The organism is Modestobacter sp. Leaf380 (assembly GCF_001424485.1).
In the GTDB taxonomy this organism is placed as follows: Bacteria; Actinomycetota; Actinomycetes; order Mycobacteriales; family Geodermatophilaceae; genus Klenkia.
On record NZ_LMQC01000020.1, the window covers coordinates 1 to 15,544 of the forward strand.

Here is a 15,544-nt window from a genome sequence, read left to right on the forward strand (position 1 = left end):
GACCCCGCCGAAGAGCACCGGGTACCCGACGCTGCTGCCGTCGGTCCAGCCCGAGGCCAGCACCAGCCCAAGGCCTCAGCAACCTCGAGATCATCCGCTGCCTCAAGCGCTACATCGCCCGCGAGATCCACCACGTCCTGACCACTTGACGAGGCATAGGAGCATCTCAGCCGGGGACCAGCTCGCGGGCCAGCGACTGCCACAGCGCGACGTGGGGGTCGGTGGCCGGCGGGCGGTCCTCGAAGGCGTAGGCCATCGCCACGCCGCGCATCGAGGTGAACAGCAGCTCGGAGACCACCGGGTAGCGCGGGTGCGCGGTGACGGTCGGCCCCCAGATGCGGTCGGCCACGCCGCGGATCGCGATCCGCAGCCGGCGTTCCTGGGGCCGCAGCGCCGCCCGCAGCGCCTCGTCGGTGCGGGCGGCGTTCCACAGCTCCATCGCCGCCCAGAACGGCGGCTCGAAGAACGTCGCCCAGATCAGCTCGACGCACCGGTCGACCCGCTCGGCCTCGTCGGCGATGCCCGCCCCGACCGCGACGGCGTGGTCGGCGGCCTCGGTCAGCATCGTCTCGGCCAGGTGCGAGGTGGCCGCGACCAGCAGCTCCTCACGTGAGGGGAAGTGGTGCAGCAGCCGGCCGCGGGACACCCCGGCGCGGGCCTGGACGGCCAGCGTCGAGGCCCCGGCGTAGCCGTCGGACACCAGGCAGGCCACGGCGGCGTCGAGGATCAGCGCACGGCTGTCGGCGCTGCGTTCACTCCGGCTGCGGGTCTCCACGGGGACCAGCCTACGCAGCGACAGTCAGGGTTGACCGTTCCCTGACCCGACCGGAGGATGCGCACCAGCACCACCACTCGACGAGGAGAGGTGTCCCGCGTGGACTTCGACGACACACCGGACGAGGCCGCCTACCGGGCGCGCGTCCGGGACCTGCTGGCCGAGCACGCGGCCGACCTGGTGCACCTGGACGCCGGCGAGGAGGCCGCCGACGCCCGCCAGCAGGAGCAGGCGCTGCGCCGGACCCAGCGGGTGCTCGCCGACGCCGGCCTGGTCGGCGTCGCCTGGGCCGCCGAGCACGGCGGGCAGGCCGGCACGCTGGCCCAGCAGGCGATCGTCGGCCAGGAGCTGGCCCGCGCCCGGGTGCCCAGCCTGATCAACCACATCGGCCTGGGCATGTGCGGGCCGACCGTCGTCGCGCACGGCACCCCCGAGCAGCACGAGCGGTACCTGGCCCGGCTGCTGCGGGCCGACGACGTGTGGTGCCAGCTGTTCAGCGAGCCGGCCAGCGGGTCGGACCTGGCCGCGCTGCGCACCACCGCCGTCCGGGACGGCGAGGACTGGGTGGTCAACGGGCAGAAGGTCTGGACGACGCTGGCCCACGTCGCCGACTTCGGCGTCCTGCTGACCCGCACCGACCCGGACCGGCCCAAGCACGGCGGGCTGACCATGTTCGTCGTCGACATGCACGCCCCGGGGGTGACGGTCCGACCGCTGCGCCAGATGGGCGGGCAGTCGGACTTCAACGAGGTGTTCTTCGACGACGTCCGCATCCCGGACTCCGAGCGGCTGGGCGAGCCCGGTGAGGGCTGGCGGGTCGCGCTGACCACGCTGCTCAACGAGCGGGTCGCGGTCGGCGGTGGGGGCAACGACCTGGGCCTGTCGGTCGAGTCGCTGGCCCGGCTGGCCCGGGAGGCGGTGCCGGCACTGCCGGCCGAGCGGCAGGTGCTGGCCCGCCAGGCGGTCGGCCGGGCCGCGGTCGCCGCGCTGGCCAACCGGTACACCGGCTACCGGCGGCTCACCGCGATCAGCCAGGGCGGGCTGCCCGGCCCCGAGGCCAGCGCCGGCAAGCTCGCCGGCACGGCCGCGGCCAAGCTGGTCTCCGACGCCGGGGTCCGGCTGCTCGGCGACGACGCGGTGTTCGCCGTCGGCCCCGGGGACGACGGCAGGGAGGGCGGAGCCGGCCGCTGGCAGCGCAACCAGGCCTGGCTGCCGGGCATCGCCATCGCCGGAGGCACCGACGAGGTGCTGCGCAACATCATCGGCGAGCGGGTGCTGGGGCTGCCGCCGGAGCCGCGCGAGGACAAGCACCGTCCCTTCAACGCCGCGGGGAGCACCCGGTGAACTTCGACCTCGACACCGACCAGCTCGACGCCGCGGCCGGGGCGGAGCAGTTCTTCTCCGGCCAGGCGTCCCCGGCACAGGCGCGGGCCGCGCTGGAGGAGGGGCCGGTGGCGCCCGGGCGGCGGGCGCTCGCCGACATCGGGTTCACCGGCATCACGGTCGCCGAGTCCGCGGGCGGGGCGGGCGGGTCGCTGCTGGACCTCGCCGTCGTCGCCGAGCAGGCCGGCCGGGTGCTGGCCGGGCCGTCGCTGGTCACCGCTGCGCGGGCCGCGGTGCTGCTGGCCGACCACCCCGAGCTGGCGCAGGCGCTGGCCGACGGGTCGCGGGCCTTCGCGGTCGTCGACGGCGACCGGCCGGCCCTGGACGCGGTCGGTGCAGACACCTTCCTGGCCCTGGTCGACGGCGACCTGGTCGTCGGCGGGGGAGCGGTGGTCACCGGGCAGCCGATGGACGCCACCCGCGGCCTCGGCGTCGTCACGCCGACCGACACCCGGGTGCTCACGCCCGACGCCGGTGCGCTCTGGGCCCGGGCCCGGGACGTCGCGCTGGTCGCGCTGGCCGCCGAGGACCTGGGCACCGCCGGCCGCGCGGTCGAGGTCGGCGTCGCCTACGCCAAAGAGCGGCACGCCTTCGGCCGGCCGATCGGCTCCTACCAGGCGGTCAAGCACTCCCTGGTGGACGCCTGGGTCGGCGTCGAGCAGCTGCGGTCGCTGGTCTGGTGGGCGGCCTGGGCCGCCGACCGGGCGCCCGAGGAGCTGCCGCTGGCCGCCGCCTCGGTGGCCGCGTTCGCCGCGGAGACCCTGGAGCGGGCCGCCGAGACCTGCATCCAGGTGCACGGCGGCATCGGGTTCACCTGGGAGCACGACGCCCACCTGTACTGGCGGCGGGCCAAGGTCGACCGGTTGGTGCTGGGCGACGCGGCCGGGCACCACGACGTCGTCGCCGGGCTCGTGCTGGCCGGGGCGCTGTCGTGAGGCAGTGGGAGCAGGTCTCCTGGGTCGTCGACGGCGGGGTCGGCACGCTGACCCTGGACCGGCCCGACCGGCGCAACGCCTACACCCCGCAGATGGCCCGCGAGCTCGGCGAGGTGGCCGCGGTCGCCGACTCCGACGCCGCCGTCCGGGTGGTCGTGGTGACTGGGCAGGGGCGGGACTTCTGCGTCGGCGCCGACCTGCAGCGCGCGGGGACCTTCGACCGCAGCGCCTCCGCTGCCGACGCCGGGACCATCGACGGCGTCGCCCGGGACTGGGGCGGCATCGGGGCGCTGCCGTTCGCGGCGCTGCGCAAGCCGGTGATCGCCGCGGTCAACGGCGTGGCGGTCGGCATCGGGGCCACGATGATCCTGCCGATGGACATCCGCATCGCCGCGGAGTCCGCGCGCTTCGGCTACGTGTTCGCCCGCCGCGGCATCGTGCCGGAGGCGGCGTCGAGCTGGTTCCTGCCCAGGGTCGTGGGCATCAGCCAGGCGATGGAGTGGGTGGCCACCGGCCGCGTGTTCGACGCCGCGGAGGCGCTGCGCGGGCGGCTGGTGTCCCGCGTCGTCCCCGACGCCGAGCTGCTGGACACCGCCTACGCCCTCGCCCACGAGATCGCCGACAACACCTCCGGGGTCTCGGTGGCCGCGTCCCGGCAGCTGCTGTGGTCGATGCTCTCGGCGGCCAGCCCGTGGGACGCCCACCGCGCGGAGTCCCGGGCGCTGGTGGAGCTGGGCAGCGGTCCGGACGCCGCCGAGGGGGTGGCCTCCTTCCTGGAGAAGCGCCCGGCGGTCTTCACCGCCCCGCTGGACGGCGTCGGCCAGGGCTGGCCGGCACCACCGGAGGACCTGGCCTGAGCGGGGGACGGTTTCGGCCGGGGGGAGGACGGGGACCACCGGACGGTGGACACCCAGATCACCCTGCGGGTCGACGGGGCCGACCGGCCGCTGACCGTCGACACCCGCACCTCCCTGCTGGACGCGATGCGCGAGCGCCTCGGCGCGACGAGTGCCAAGAAGGGCTGCGACCACGGCCAGTGCGGGGCCTGCACGGTGCTGCTGGACGGCCGCCGGGTCAACAGCTGTCTGGTCCTCGCCGTCACCGCACAGGGGCAGGAGGTGACGACGTCGGACGGGCTCGCGGTGGACGGGCAGCCCCACGCCCTGCACGAGGCCTTCGTCGACCACGACGCCTACCAGTGCGGCTACTGCACGCCGGGGCAGATCACCTCCGCCGCGGGCGTCGTCGCCGAGGCGCGGGCGGGCTGGCCCAGCGCCGTCACCGAGGACCTGGTCGGCGACCAGGTGGACCTGACCGACGACGAGATCCGGGAGCGGATGAGCGGGAACCTGTGCCGCTGCGCCGCGTACGCGAACATCGTCCCGGCAGTCGCCGAGTACGCCACCGAGCAGGGAGTGCGCGCGTGAGGGAGTTCCGCTACGAGAAGGCCACCGACCCCGCCGGGGCCGTGGCCACGCTGACCGCGGCCCCCGAGGGTGCCTACCTGGGCGGTGGCACCAACCTGGTCGACCTGATGCGGCTGGGGGTGGCCACCCCCGACGTGCTGGTCGACGTCCGGCAGCTGACCTCCACCGAGGTCGAGGACCTCCCCGACGGCGGCCTGCGGATCGGGGCTGCCGTCCCCAACGCCGACCTGGCGGCCGAGCCCCGGGTGCGCGAGCGCTTCCCGCTGCTGGCCCAGGCGCTGCTGGCCGGGGCGTCCGGGCAGCTGCGCAACCGGGCCACCACCGGCGGCAACCTGCTCCAGCGCACCCGTTGCACGTACTTCACCGACGTGACCATGCCGTGCAACAAGCGGGCGCCGGGCTCGGGCTGCGGCGCGGTCGCCGGGTACCACCGCAACCTCGCGGTGCTGGGCGCCACGAACCGGGGTGGGGACGACGGGCACACCTGCATCGCCACGCACCCCTCGGACATGGCCGTGGCGCTGCGCGCCCTGGACGCCACCGTCCGGGTGCTCGGTGCCGAGGGCGAGCGGGCCGTCCCGATCGGTGAGCTGCACCGGCTGCCCGGCGAGGACCCCTCCCGGGACACGACGTTGGCCCACGGCGAGCTGATCACCGCGATCGACGTCCCGGCGCTGCCGTGGGCGACCCGCTCGCGCTACCGCAAGGTCCGCGACCGGGCCTCCTACGCCTTCGCCCTGGTCAGCGTCGCGGCGGCGATGGACCTGCGGGGCACCGGCCCGGACGCCGTCGTCGCCGACGTGCGGATCGCGCTGGGCGGGGTCGCGCACGTGCCGTGGCGGGCCACGGTCGCGGAGGACGCGCTGCGCGGCGGACCGGCCACCGAGGAGGCCTTCGCGGCCGCGGTGGCCGCGGAGCTGGCGGCGGCGGACCCGCTGCCGGAGAACGCCTTCAAGCTGCCGATGGCGACCAACCTGGTCACCCGCACCCTGCTGCAGATCTCCGGGGAGGCCCGCGCGTGACTGCGCTCAGCGACCGGCCCACGACGCACGCGCCCGCGGTGGGCAGCGACGTGCGGCGCATCGACGGCCCGGCCAAGGTCCGTGGCCGCGCGCCCTACGCCTACGAGCACGAGCTGGACAGCTCCCCGGCGTTCGTGGCGATCGTGCAGTCCCCGGTCGCCCGGGGCCGGGTGGTGTCGATCGACGCCTCGGCCGCGGAGGCGCTGCCCGGCGTGCTGGCCGTGCTCACCCACGAGAACGCGCCCCGGCTCGGCGAGGTCGTGGAGGAGATCCGGGTCCTGCAGTCGGCGACCGTGCAGTACGCCGGGGAACCGGTGGCCGCCGTCGTCGCCGAGACCTCCGAGGTCGCCCGGGACGCGATCGGCCGGGTGGTGGTCCGCTACGACAGCGAGGCCCCCGACGTCGTGCTGTCCGTCGACCGGGACGACCTGTACGCCCCCGAGCAGCTGATGGCCGGCTTCGAGACCGATTCCGTCATCGGCGACGTCGACGCCGCCCTGGCCGCGGCCCCGGTGGCCGTCGACGTCACCTACGCCACGCCCGTGCAGCACAACCAGCCCATCGAGATGCACGCGACCGTCGCCCGCTGGGACGGCGACGTGCTGCGGATGTGGGACGCCAACCAGGGCCCGCACAACCTGGTCCCGGTGCTCACCTCGGCGTTCGGCATCACCGAGGACCAGCTGCACGTCGTGTCCCCCTACGTGGGGGGCGCGTTCGGCTCCAAGGCCTTCACCCACGTGCACCAGCTGCTGGCCGGCATGGCCGCCCGGGTGACCGGGCGGACGGTGAAGCTGGAGCTGACCCGGCAGCAGATGTCCAGCCTGGTCGGGCACCGCACCCCGACGATCCAGCGGCTGCGCCTGGGCGCCGAGGCCGACGGGACGCTGACCGCGATCAGCCACGAGGTCGTCGAGCACACCTCGCGCAACGCGGAGTTCGCCGAGCAGACGGCGACCGCGACCCGGCTGCTCTACGCCGCGCCCGCCCGCCGGACGACGCACCGGCTGGCGCGCCTCGACGTCCCGGCGCCGACGATCATGCGGGCCCCGGGGGAGACCCCGGGGGTCTACGCGCTGGAGTCGGCGATGGACGAGCTGGCCGTGGCCCTGGGCATGGACCCGGTCGAGCTGCGGGTGCACAACGAGCCCGCCCGCGACCCCGAGCGGGACGTGCCCTGGAGCAGCCGCAACCTGGTGGCCTGCCTGCGCCAGGGGGCGGAGCGGTTCGGCTGGGCCGGCCGGGACCCCCGCCCGCGGGTCCGCGAGGTCGGCCGCCGGCTGGTCGGCACCGGGGTCGCCGCGTCGACGTACCCGACCCGGCGGCGCCCCTCGCAGTGCCGGATCGAGGCCGTGCCCGGGAAGGCGACGGTGGTCTCCATCGACGCCTCCGACATCGGCACCGGCGCGTGGACGGCGCTGACCCAGATCGCGGCCGACGCGCTCGGCGTCGCGATGGCCGAGGTCGACCTGCGGATCGGGGACAGCCGGCTGCCGAAGGCCTCCGGTGCGGGGGGCTCGACCGGCACCACGTCCTGGGGCCCGGCGATCCAGGCCGCCGCGCAGGCGCTGCGTGAGCGGGTGCACGCCGAGCACGGCGGGCAGCTGCCCGCCGGCGGCGTGGTGGTCACCGGCTCGTCCGGGCCGGGGGAGGAGGTCGAGCGGTTCTCCATGCACGCCTTCGGGGCGCACTTCGCCGAGGTCCGGGTCGACCGGGACACCGGTGAGGTGCGGGTGCCCCGGATGACCAGCGTGTTCGCCGCCGGCCGGATCGTCAACGCCACCACCGCCCGCTCGCAGTTCCTGGGCGGGATGACGATGGGGCTGTCGATGGCGCTGCACGAGGAGTCGGTGCTCGACGCCGTCCACGGGCACTTCGCCAACCACGACCTCGCCGAGTACCACGTGGCCACCAACGCCGACGTCGGCGAGATGGACATCAGCTGGCTCGACGAGGTCGACGAACACGTCAACCCCCTCGGTGCCAAGGGCATCGGGGAGATCGGCATCGTCGGTGCCGCCGCCGCGATCGGCAACGCCTACTGGCACGCCACCGGACGGCGGGTGCGCGACCTGCCGATCACCCCGGAGGCGTTCTTCCGGGGGGAGTGAGCATCAGCGCTGCTGGCCCAGGTGGGCCAGCAGCGTCTGTCCCAGGTCCTGCATCGCGGCGACCTGCTCGGGCGTGAGCTGGTCGAACAGGTGCGTGCGGACGCTCTCCACGTGCACGGGGGCGGCCTTCTCCAGGGCGGCGAACCCGTCGTCGGTGAGGACGGCGAGCTGCCCGCGGCCGTCGGACTCGCAGACCTGCCGGCGCACCCAGCCGCGCTCCTCCAGCCGGGAGACGGCGTGGGAGAGCCGGCTGCGCGAGGACAGGCACCGCTCGGCCAGCTCGCTCATGCGCAGCGACCGGCCCGGCGTCTCCGACAGCTGGACCAGGATCTCGTAGTAGGCGTGGGAGATGCCGGTCTCCCGGGTCAGCTCCCGGTCGAGCCGGTCGGCCAGCAGCTGCGTGCTGTACAGCCAGGCCCGCCAGGCCTGCTGCTCACCCTCGTCCAACCACCGGGTCCCGCCGTCGGCGGGTGGTGGGGACGACACCTCTGATGTCATGTGCTCAGGGTACTGGCGGAATGCTCAAGGCTTCAACTACGCTACGGTCCAGCGAAGCAGTCAAGCGCTCAACCACTTGGAGAGACCATGAGCAGCACCACGCAGATCCCCGGCTACGTCGTCGGCACCTGGGACATCGACGCCACCCACTCCACGGTCGGCTTCTCCGTCCGCCACATGATGGTCAGCAAGGTCCGCGGCTACTTCACGAAGTTCGAGGGCGTCGTCATCACCGCGCAGGACCCGGCCGCCTCCACCGTCGAGGCCACCGTCGACATGGACTCGATCGACACCCGCCAGGAGCAGCGCGACGCGCACATCAAGTCCGCCGACTTCTTCGACACCGGCAACCACACCGTCATGACCTTCCGGTCCACCACGATCAAGCCCAAGGGCGACGACTGGACCGTCGAGGGCGAGCTCACCATCAAGGGCATCACCAAGCCCACCACGCTGCACCTGGAGCTCAACGGCTTCGGTCCGGACGCCTACGGCGGCACGCGCGCCGGCTTCTCCGGCAAGACCGACATCTCCCGCAAGGAGTTCGGCGTGGACATCGACATGCCCATGGACGGTGGCGGCGTCGTCGTCGGCGACAAGATCTCCGTCGAGCTCGAGATCGAGGCCGTGCTCCGCACCGCCTGATCCACCGCCCCGCCGCACGGCGGGGACCGCACGCGAGGAGGGGCCCCGGGTGACCACACCCCGGGGCCCCTCGTCCGCGTCGCGCAGCGACACCCGCGGGTGTCGGTGGTCCACCGCGGGGTCGACCACCGGCAGGCTGGGGTCGTGGAGGAGGTCGAGGGACCGCGAGGCACGTCGCGCGCGACCGTCGGGGTGGTCCTCGCCCTGGCGGGGTGGGTGGCCACGGTCGTGACCTCCCTGCGGAGCGGACCGTGGCGTCCCAGCTGGTTCGACCCCGACGACCCGCTGCCCTGCGCGTCCTCGGGCACCTGCCCCGCCGACCTCGCCGCGGCCTCGGCCGGCCTCTGGTGGTGGGTGGGCCTGACGTCCCTGGTCGTGCTCGTCGGGGTGGGCACCGTCGTGTCCGGCCTGTCGACGGCGACCGACGGGGAGGGGACGGCCGCTGCCGTGGCGCGTGGCCGACGGCCGTGGCTGGACCTCCTCGTCGCCGGCGCCGGCGCGGGGGTGCTGGGGGCCGTCGCGGCGCCGGTGGTCCTGGTCGCCAGCTTCTTCTCCCAGCACGCCGTCGTGCCCGCTGCGCTCCTCCTCTGGGTGCTGACCGCGTGGTTCCTGGCCGGGACGTCGTCGCTGGGCGGGCCGGCGGTGACCTCGCCCCGCGGGCGCGCCGTGGACGCCCTGGTGGTGGCCGCGCTCGGCCTGGCCGCAGGTGCTGCGGTCGTGCTGCTGGGCGCTGCGGACGGCGTCGACGCGGTCGCCCGGGGCAGTGCTGTCACCGGGCTGGTCACGCTCACCGGTGTGGCCGTCGGCTGGGCGGTCCGGGACCGGCACCGCGCCTCGCGGTGGGCCACCGCCGGCTTCGGGGTGACCGCGGTCGTCGCGCTGCTGGCGGCGGGCCTGTCGGCCGTGCTGCCCGCCGAGGACGCCACGGTGCCCAGCGCCGTCACCCAGGCCGCGCCGACCAGCGCCCCACCGCCGACCCCCAGCACCCCGTCGCCTCCGCCGACGGTGGTCCCGGAGCCCGCTCCCACGGCCGCGCCGACCGGGGTGGCGGCGGAGGTGCCCTGCGCCACGGCCGACCTGGCACTCACCGTCGGCGGCTTCGACGCCGCGATGGGTGCCCGCGCCGCCGCGGTGACGGCCACGAACACCGGCGCAGCGGCCTGCCTGCTGACCGGGACGCCCACGGTCACGCTCCTGCAGGGCGGCACGCCGCTGACCCTGGTGGTGGAGCCCGGGCGCGACCCCTCCGGCCTGCCCGGCGTGGTGGCCCCGATCGGCCTGGCACCCGGTGACTCCGCCTTCGTCCTGCTCGGCTGGCGCACCTACGCGGGGTGGGCCGACGCCGAGACCCCGCAGTCGGTGACGGTCGACCTGGGGGACGGGTCGGTCGACGTCCCCGTCGTCTCTGCGTACGGGCCGGCGCCCTTCGACATCGCCGACGGCGGCACCTGGGAGGTCGCCCCCTGGGCCCTGTCGACGGGCTGAGCGGGGACACTGGGGGCCATGTCGACCAGCACCCTCTCCCGTGGCACCACCCGGCTCGCCGGGCTCCCGAGCGCGCTGCCCGTCGCGGTCGGCCTGGCCGCCGGCTTCGGCATCGCCCAGGGCACCGGCGTCCGTGCGCTGGGTGGCGCGGTCTTCCTCGCCGGTGGGGTGGCCGCCGGCTGGCTGTGGCAGCGCCGGCGCGGCTGGGCGGTCACCGCCGGGCTCGCCGCGGTCTACCTGGTGGCCTTCGTGCTGGCCCACGTGCTGGCCATCGGGGTGGGCTGGCCGGCGTGGCTGGCTGTGGGCGTCGTCACAAGCGTGGCCGCCGGCATCTCCTCCGGGGTGGCTGACCGGTCACAGCGGCACTGAGCTGCCCCGGGAGCGCCTACCATGGGAGGGTCGCCGGTCGGCGACGGGCGGTGCTCGGGGGATCCCACCAGCGCCGCGAACCCCGATCTCCTGAGGTGCCTCTCCGCATGCCCACCCGCAATGACCTGCGCAACGTGGCGATCGTCGCCCACGTCGACCACGGCAAGACCACGCTGGTCGACGCCCTGCTCCGCCAGGCCGGTGCCCTCGGTCGCTCCAAGGGCGAGGGGACCGACAACGACTCCACCCAGGACCGGGTCATGGACTCGATGGACCTGGAGCGCGAGCGCGGCATCACCATCCTGGCCAAGAACACCGCCATCCGGCTGGCCGACGCCGAGGGCAACCCCGTCGTCGTCAACATCGTCGACACCCCCGGCCACGCCGACTTCGGTGGCGAGGTCGAGCGCGGCCTGTCCATGGTCGACGGCGTCGTGCTCCTCGTGGACGCCTCCGAGGGGCCGCTGCCGCAGACCCGCTTCGTGCTGCGCAAGGCGCTGGCCAAGGGGATGCCGGTCATCCTCGCGGTGAACAAGACCGACCGTGGCGACGCGCGCATCGAGGAGGTCGTCGACGAGTGCTACGAGCTCTTCATGGAGCTCCTCGAGGACGCCGGCCTGCCCGCGGAGACCCTCGAGTTCCCGATCGTCTACTGCAACGGCCGCACCGGTCAGGCCTCGCTGAACAAGCCCGAGAACGGCACCGTCCCGGACAGCCCGGACCTGGGCCCCCTCGTGCAGACGCTGCTGGACACCATCCCGGCGCCGGAGTACGACGCCGAGGAGCCGCTGCGCGCGCAGGTCACCAACCTCGACGCCTCCCCGTTCCTGGGCCGCCTCGCGCTGCTGCGCATCCACTCCGGTGAGATGAAGCGCGGCCAGCAGGTCGCCTGGTGCAAGGTCGACGGCACCATCACCAAGGTCAAGATCACCGAGCTGCTGTCGACCGAGGGCCTGACCCGCGTGCCGGCCGAGAGCGCCGGCCCCGGCGACCTCGTCGCCATCGCCGGCATCGAGGACATCGGCATCGGCGACACGCTGGCCGACCCCGACGACCCGCGCCCGCTGCCGGCGCTGACCGTCGACGAGCCCTCGATCTCGATCACCATCGGCATCAACACCTCGCCGCTGTCGGGCAAGTCGGGCAAGAAGGTCACCGCCCGCCTGATCAAGAACCGCCTGGATCAGGAGCTGGTCGGCAACGTCTCGGTGCGCATGCTGCCCACCGAGCGCCCCGACACCTGGGAGATGCAGGGCCGTGGCGAGCTCGCCCTGGCCATCCTGGTCGAGCAGCTGCGCCGCGAGGACTTCGAGCTCACCGTCGGCCGCCCGCAGGTCGTCACCAAGATGATCGACGGCACGCTGCACGAGCCCGTCGAGCGGGTCACCATCGACACCCCCGGTGAGTACGTCGGCACGCTGACCCAGGCCCTGGCCGTGCGTCGTGGCCGGCTGGAGAACCTGGTGCACCACGACACCGGCTGGGCGCGGATGGAGTACGTCGCCCCCTCCCGCGGCCTGATCGGGTTCCGCACCGAGTTCCTGACCGAGACCCGCGGCACCGGCGTGTTCAACCACGTCCTCGAGGGCTACGAGCCGTGGCTGGGCGACATGCGCGCCCGGCCCACCGGCTCGCTGGTCGCCGACCGCTCCGGCGTCGCGACCACCTACTCGATGTTCTCCCTGCAGGAGCGCGGCCAGATGATGGTCGAGCCCGGCACCGAGGTCTACGAGGGCATGCTCGTGGGTGAGAACTCGCGTCCCGACGACATGGACGTGAACATCACCAAGGAGAAGAAGCTCACCAACATGCGCAAGTCCACCTCCGAGGAGCTGGAGCGGCTCATCCCGCCGCGCATCCTCAACCTGGAGCAGGCGCTGGAGTTCTGCGCCGAGGACGAGTGCGTCGAGGTCACCCCCGCGACCGTGCGGGTGCGCAAGGTCGTGCTGGACCAGACCGAGCGCGGCAAGAGCAAGAACCGCAAGCCCAAGCCCGTCTGAGGGAGGACCTCGTCCCACCCCACGACACGCTCCGCGCGTCGCGGGCCCCTGGGACGAGGCCGTTCCACCGGGCTGCGGTGTCACGCCCCCGTCACCTGCAGGTGACGGGGGCGTCGTCGTCGCGTGGTGGTGTGGTCGGCGACGGCGTCGCGGGCAGCCGGTGGGGTCCGACCCGCCTCCGCGACGGGCCGGGCTGTGGAGCCACCGTGACCACCCTGGAGCAGACCACCCGATCCACCCGCCACGCGGGCCCCGACCACCTGGTGCTGTCCGAGCACCCGGTCCTCCGCCGGTTCTGGTACGCCACCGGCTTCGCCGCCGCCGTCGACGGCAGTCCGGTCAAGCGCACGGTGCTGGGCGTGGACCTGGTGCTGTGGCGGCCGGCGCCGGGCCGTCCGGTGAGCGTGGCCCTGGACCGCTGCGCGCACCGGGACGCCCCGCTGTCCCGCGGTTGGGTCACCGACTGCCACCTGGTCTGCCCCTACCACGGCTGGGAGTGGGACGCCCAGGGCCGGACCCAGCGCATCCCGCAGTTCCCGGACTCCCCGCACCCCACGAAGTCCGGGCTCACCATGGTGGCCAGCCAGGAGCGCTACGGGATGGTCTGGGTGTGCCTCGCGAGTGAGGCCGAGGGCGGCCCGATCACCGGCCTGCCGGAGGTCCCGCAGTTCGACGACCCGGCCTGGCGGGTGGTGCCGGAGTACGAGTGGGCCTTCGACTGCACCGCCATGCACCTGCTGGAGAACAACTTCGACCCCGGCCACGTCGCCTTCGTGCACCGCAACACGTTCGGCAACATCGACAAGCCGGAGGTGACCGACACCGAGGTCACCCGCACCCCGTGGGGTCTGTCGACCTACGGCGAGATCCCGGTCGAGGGGCGCCCCGGGGAGGTCGGGACGACGGTGCGCCGGACGGTCTCCCAGCTGTGGTCCCCCTTCTTCGGCCACATCCACATCACCTACCCCGACGGGCTGGGCCACGTCATGGTCAAGGCGATCACCCCGGTGGACGACCGGCGCTGCCTGCTGACCCAGACGGTGCTGCGCACCGACTCCGAGGCCGACCGGCCGGCGGCGGAGATCCTCGCCTTCGACGACGAGGTGGAGGGGGAGGACCGCGACCTCCTGGAGTCCCTGCCCGCGGACTTCCCGCTGGCCCCACACCTCAACGCGCACGCCCGGGCCGACCGGAACTCCCTGGCCATCCGGCGGCTGTGGACCGACCTCGTCACCGGCCGGTTCGTGCCCCCGCCGTCGGTGTGAGGACCCGTCACGCTGGGTGAGGACGAGCCGTGTGACGGACGGGTCCGCTGGGGCACGGCGTGTCCGGTGGGACGACGCGCACGGGCTGCCTAGCGTCGTCCCCGGGGTCGTCCGGCAGCAGGTCGCCGGCCCCGGTGGACGAGAGGCGGTGCGGGTGACGACGAACCGTGCAGCATGGGTCGGGGAGCAGGAGCTCCCCGGCTTCCGCGGTGGCATCGACGTGCGGGTCAGCCTGCGCACGGACGCCGGGGAGGGGCTGCACGGGGCCTGGTGGCCGCGCTCGACCGACCTCGCCGTCGAGCTGCCCGAGCTGGTCGCCGCGCTGGACCGGCGTGGCGTCGCGGTGCAGCGCTTCACCTACCCCTTCGCCACCTGGCACGCCGTCCCGCGCAAGCTCGCCGTCGGTGACCGGGTGGTCCGGGTCGGCGGGTTCAGCACCGGCGACCCGCAGCTGGTCACCGTGACCTGCGGCCCCGGCGCTCTGCAGCTGGAGCTGCTGGTCGTCCCGCCGGACACCGAGGCGCTCTTCAGCGCCCGGGCCATGCGGCTGGCCTCCTGCCCGGGCACGGCCCGCAGTCCCCGGGCCGTGCTCACCGCCGCCGGTCGGCACCCGGCGCTCCGGGTGGCGTCGCTGCCGCTCCCGACCGCCGGCTGAACCCCACCGTCCCGGTGGGGAATGCCGCGGCGGTGCCCGTCGCTGGGCCGGGGGAGGCCCGCACCACCGACCCGCCGGAGGACCCGATGACCAGCACCCTGCCCGACGTGGGCGCCTTCGCCCGCGAGCACGCCACCTGGCACCAGGCCAAGGAGGCGACGCTGACCTCACCGCACGGCTTCCTCTCGGTCACCTCGCTGGCCTGGCTGTCCGACCGGCCGGTCGTCGTCCCCGGGGTGCCGGGCACCTGGGTGGTGGGCGACCGCGGCGTCGTGGTCACCCTCACCCAGGGTGAGCACTTGGAGGTCGACGGGGCCGCCATCGCCGGTGAGCACGTGTTCGGCCACCTGTCCCTGCGGGAGAGCGTGCTGGCCACCGCCGGGGACACCGCCGTGGAGCTGGCCGAGCGCGGTGGCCGGTACGTCGTCCGGCTGCGTGACCCCCGGTCGCCGCTGCGCCTGGGCCACCCCGGCACGCCGGTCTTCCCGGCCGACCCGCGCTGGGCGGTCACCGGCCGCTTCACCGCCTTCGACGCACCCGTGCCGACGACCGTCGGCGGCGCGTTCGAGGGCGTCGAGCACGTCTACGACGCCCCGGGCACGGTCGAGTTCACCCTCGACGGGCAGACGTACTCCCTGCGCGCCTTCCCCGGCCACGGCGAGGGCCGGCTGATGGTGCTGTTCTCCGACGCCACGTCGGGCCGGAGCACCTACGCCTTCCGGTCGCTGACCCTGGAGGCGCCGGGTGCCGACGGCGAGGTGGTCGTGGACCTCAACCGCGCCGCCAACCTGCCGTGCGCCTACACCGACCTGGCCACCTGCCCGCTGCCGCCGGCGGAGAACCGGCTGCCGGTGGCGGTGGAGGCGGGGGAGAAGACCCCGCTCACCCGCGGCACCGCCCTCCCCACGGAGGACGGCGCGGTCCTGGCGGTCTGACCCGGGTCCCGGGCGGCACGTGGCCGCCCGGGACGGGGC

General features: G+C 74.5%; 15 protein-coding genes. 13 read left to right on the forward strand and 2 right to left on the reverse strand.

From position 1 onward, the window contains the following. Positions 1 to 166: 166 nt before the first annotated feature. Positions 167 to 775, reverse strand: a complete 609-nt coding sequence (locus ASG41_RS15365) for a TetR/AcrR family transcriptional regulator (RefSeq protein WP_235564837.1) — start codon at positions 773 to 775, stop codon at positions 167 to 169. A 99-nt stretch (positions 776 to 874) separates the two neighbouring features. Here ASG41_RS15365 and ASG41_RS15370 point away from each other — a divergent pair, with 99 nt between their 5' ends. The 6 genes from ASG41_RS15370 to ASG41_RS15395 are packed head-to-tail and all read left to right on the forward strand — an operon-like array spanning position 875 to position 7,653. Beyond that, positions 875 to 2,119, forward strand: a complete 1,245-nt coding sequence (locus ASG41_RS15370) for an acyl-CoA dehydrogenase family protein (protein ID WP_056298079.1) — start codon at positions 875 to 877, stop codon at positions 2,117 to 2,119. Further along, complete coding sequence (locus tag ASG41_RS15375; protein WP_056296822.1) at positions 2,116 to 3,093, forward strand: acyl-CoA dehydrogenase family protein; 978 nt, start codon at positions 2,116 to 2,118, stop codon at positions 3,091 to 3,093. The genes ASG41_RS15370 and ASG41_RS15375 overlap by 4 nt, the downstream gene beginning before the upstream one ends. Continuing rightward, entirely contained in the window at positions 3,090 to 3,950 is an 861-nt protein-coding gene (locus ASG41_RS15380; protein WP_056296825.1) for an enoyl-CoA hydratase-related protein, read from the forward strand. The genes ASG41_RS15375 and ASG41_RS15380 overlap by 4 nt, the downstream gene beginning before the upstream one ends. 45 nt (positions 3,951 to 3,995) lie before the next feature. After that, positions 3,996 to 4,520, forward strand: coding sequence for a 2Fe-2S iron-sulfur cluster-binding protein (locus tag ASG41_RS15385; protein WP_056296828.1), 525 nt, complete (start codon positions 3,996 to 3,998; stop codon positions 4,518 to 4,520). Further along, positions 4,517 to 5,542: a xanthine dehydrogenase family protein subunit M gene (locus tag ASG41_RS15390; RefSeq protein WP_056296832.1), complete on the forward strand. Its 1,026-nt coding sequence runs from the start codon at positions 4,517 to 4,519 to the stop codon at positions 5,540 to 5,542. The genes ASG41_RS15385 and ASG41_RS15390 overlap by 4 nt, the downstream gene beginning before the upstream one ends. Further along, the gene (locus tag ASG41_RS15395) at positions 5,539 to 7,653 is read left to right on the forward strand and encodes a xanthine dehydrogenase family protein molybdopterin-binding subunit (protein WP_056296835.1); all 2,115 of its coding nucleotides are present in this window, start codon (positions 5,539 to 5,541) and stop codon (positions 7,651 to 7,653) included. Before ASG41_RS15390 ends, ASG41_RS15395 begins: the two co-directional genes overlap by 4 nt. A gap of 3 nt (positions 7,654 to 7,656) precedes the next feature. Here the strand turns inward: ASG41_RS15395 and ASG41_RS15400 are convergent, their stop codons facing one another. Further along, positions 7,657 to 8,151 carry a MarR family winged helix-turn-helix transcriptional regulator gene (locus tag ASG41_RS15400; RefSeq protein ID WP_056296838.1) on the reverse strand — a complete coding sequence of 165 codons (495 nt, stop codon included), beginning with the start codon at positions 8,149 to 8,151 and terminating at the stop codon, positions 7,657 to 7,659. Between the two features lie 87 nt (positions 8,152 to 8,238). Here ASG41_RS15400 and ASG41_RS15405 point away from each other — a divergent pair, with 87 nt between their 5' ends. The 7 genes from ASG41_RS15405 (at position 8,239) to ASG41_RS15435 (ending at position 15,505) form a co-directional block, all read left to right on the forward strand. Continuing rightward, positions 8,239 to 8,796, forward strand: coding sequence for a YceI family protein (locus ASG41_RS15405; RefSeq protein WP_056296842.1), 558 nt, complete (start codon positions 8,239 to 8,241; stop codon positions 8,794 to 8,796). A gap of 228 nt (positions 8,797 to 9,024) precedes the next feature. Further along, positions 9,025 to 10,281, forward strand: coding sequence for a DUF4232 domain-containing protein (locus tag ASG41_RS23695; RefSeq protein WP_157519454.1), 1,257 nt, complete (start codon positions 9,025 to 9,027; stop codon positions 10,279 to 10,281). 18 nt (positions 10,282 to 10,299) lie between these two features. After that, positions 10,300 to 10,650: a hypothetical protein gene (locus ASG41_RS15415; protein ID WP_056296850.1), complete on the forward strand. Its 351-nt coding sequence runs from the start codon at positions 10,300 to 10,302 to the stop codon at positions 10,648 to 10,650. Between the two features lie 107 nt (positions 10,651 to 10,757). Continuing rightward, positions 10,758 to 12,650 (forward strand): translational GTPase TypA, encoded by a 1,893-nt coding sequence (typA, locus tag ASG41_RS15420; RefSeq protein WP_056296852.1) that lies wholly within the window; start codon positions 10,758 to 10,760, stop codon positions 12,648 to 12,650. A 206-nt stretch (positions 12,651 to 12,856) separates the two neighbouring features. Continuing rightward, a complete protein-coding gene (locus tag ASG41_RS15425; protein ID WP_056298081.1) occupies positions 12,857 to 13,915 on the forward strand; it encodes an aromatic ring-hydroxylating dioxygenase subunit alpha in 1,059 nt (352 codons plus the stop codon). Positions 13,916 to 14,069: 154 nt separating this feature from the next. Next, on the forward strand, positions 14,070 to 14,570 hold the full coding sequence (locus ASG41_RS15430) for a DUF5994 family protein (protein WP_056298083.1): 501 nt from the start codon (positions 14,070 to 14,072) through the stop codon (positions 14,568 to 14,570). An 86-nt stretch (positions 14,571 to 14,656) separates the two neighbouring features. After that, the gene (locus tag ASG41_RS15435; protein WP_056298086.1) at positions 14,657 to 15,505 is read left to right on the forward strand and encodes a DUF1684 domain-containing protein; all 849 of its coding nucleotides are present in this window, start codon (positions 14,657 to 14,659) and stop codon (positions 15,503 to 15,505) included. The last annotated feature ends 39 nt before the right edge of the window (positions 15,506 to 15,544 follow it).

Excerpts from the sequence above, each read along its gene's own strand:
- ASG41_RS15405 (WP_056296842.1), top strand. The coding sequence starts at position 8,239 with ATGAGCAGCACCACGCAGATCCCCGGCTACGTCGTCGGCACCTGGGAC.
- ASG41_RS15415 (WP_056296850.1), top strand. The coding sequence starts at position 10,300 with ATGTCGACCAGCACCCTCTCCCGTGGCACCACCCGGCTCGCCGGGCTC.
- ASG41_RS15435 (WP_056298086.1), top strand. The coding sequence starts at position 14,657 with ATGACCAGCACCCTGCCCGACGTGGGCGCCTTCGCCCGCGAGCACGCC.
- typA (WP_056296852.1), top strand. The coding sequence starts at position 10,758 with ATGCCCACCCGCAATGACCTGCGCAACGTGGCGATCGTCGCCCACGTC.
- ASG41_RS15400 (WP_056296838.1), bottom strand. The coding sequence starts at position 8,151 with ATGACATCAGAGGTGTCGTCCCCACCACCCGCCGACGGCGGGACCCGG.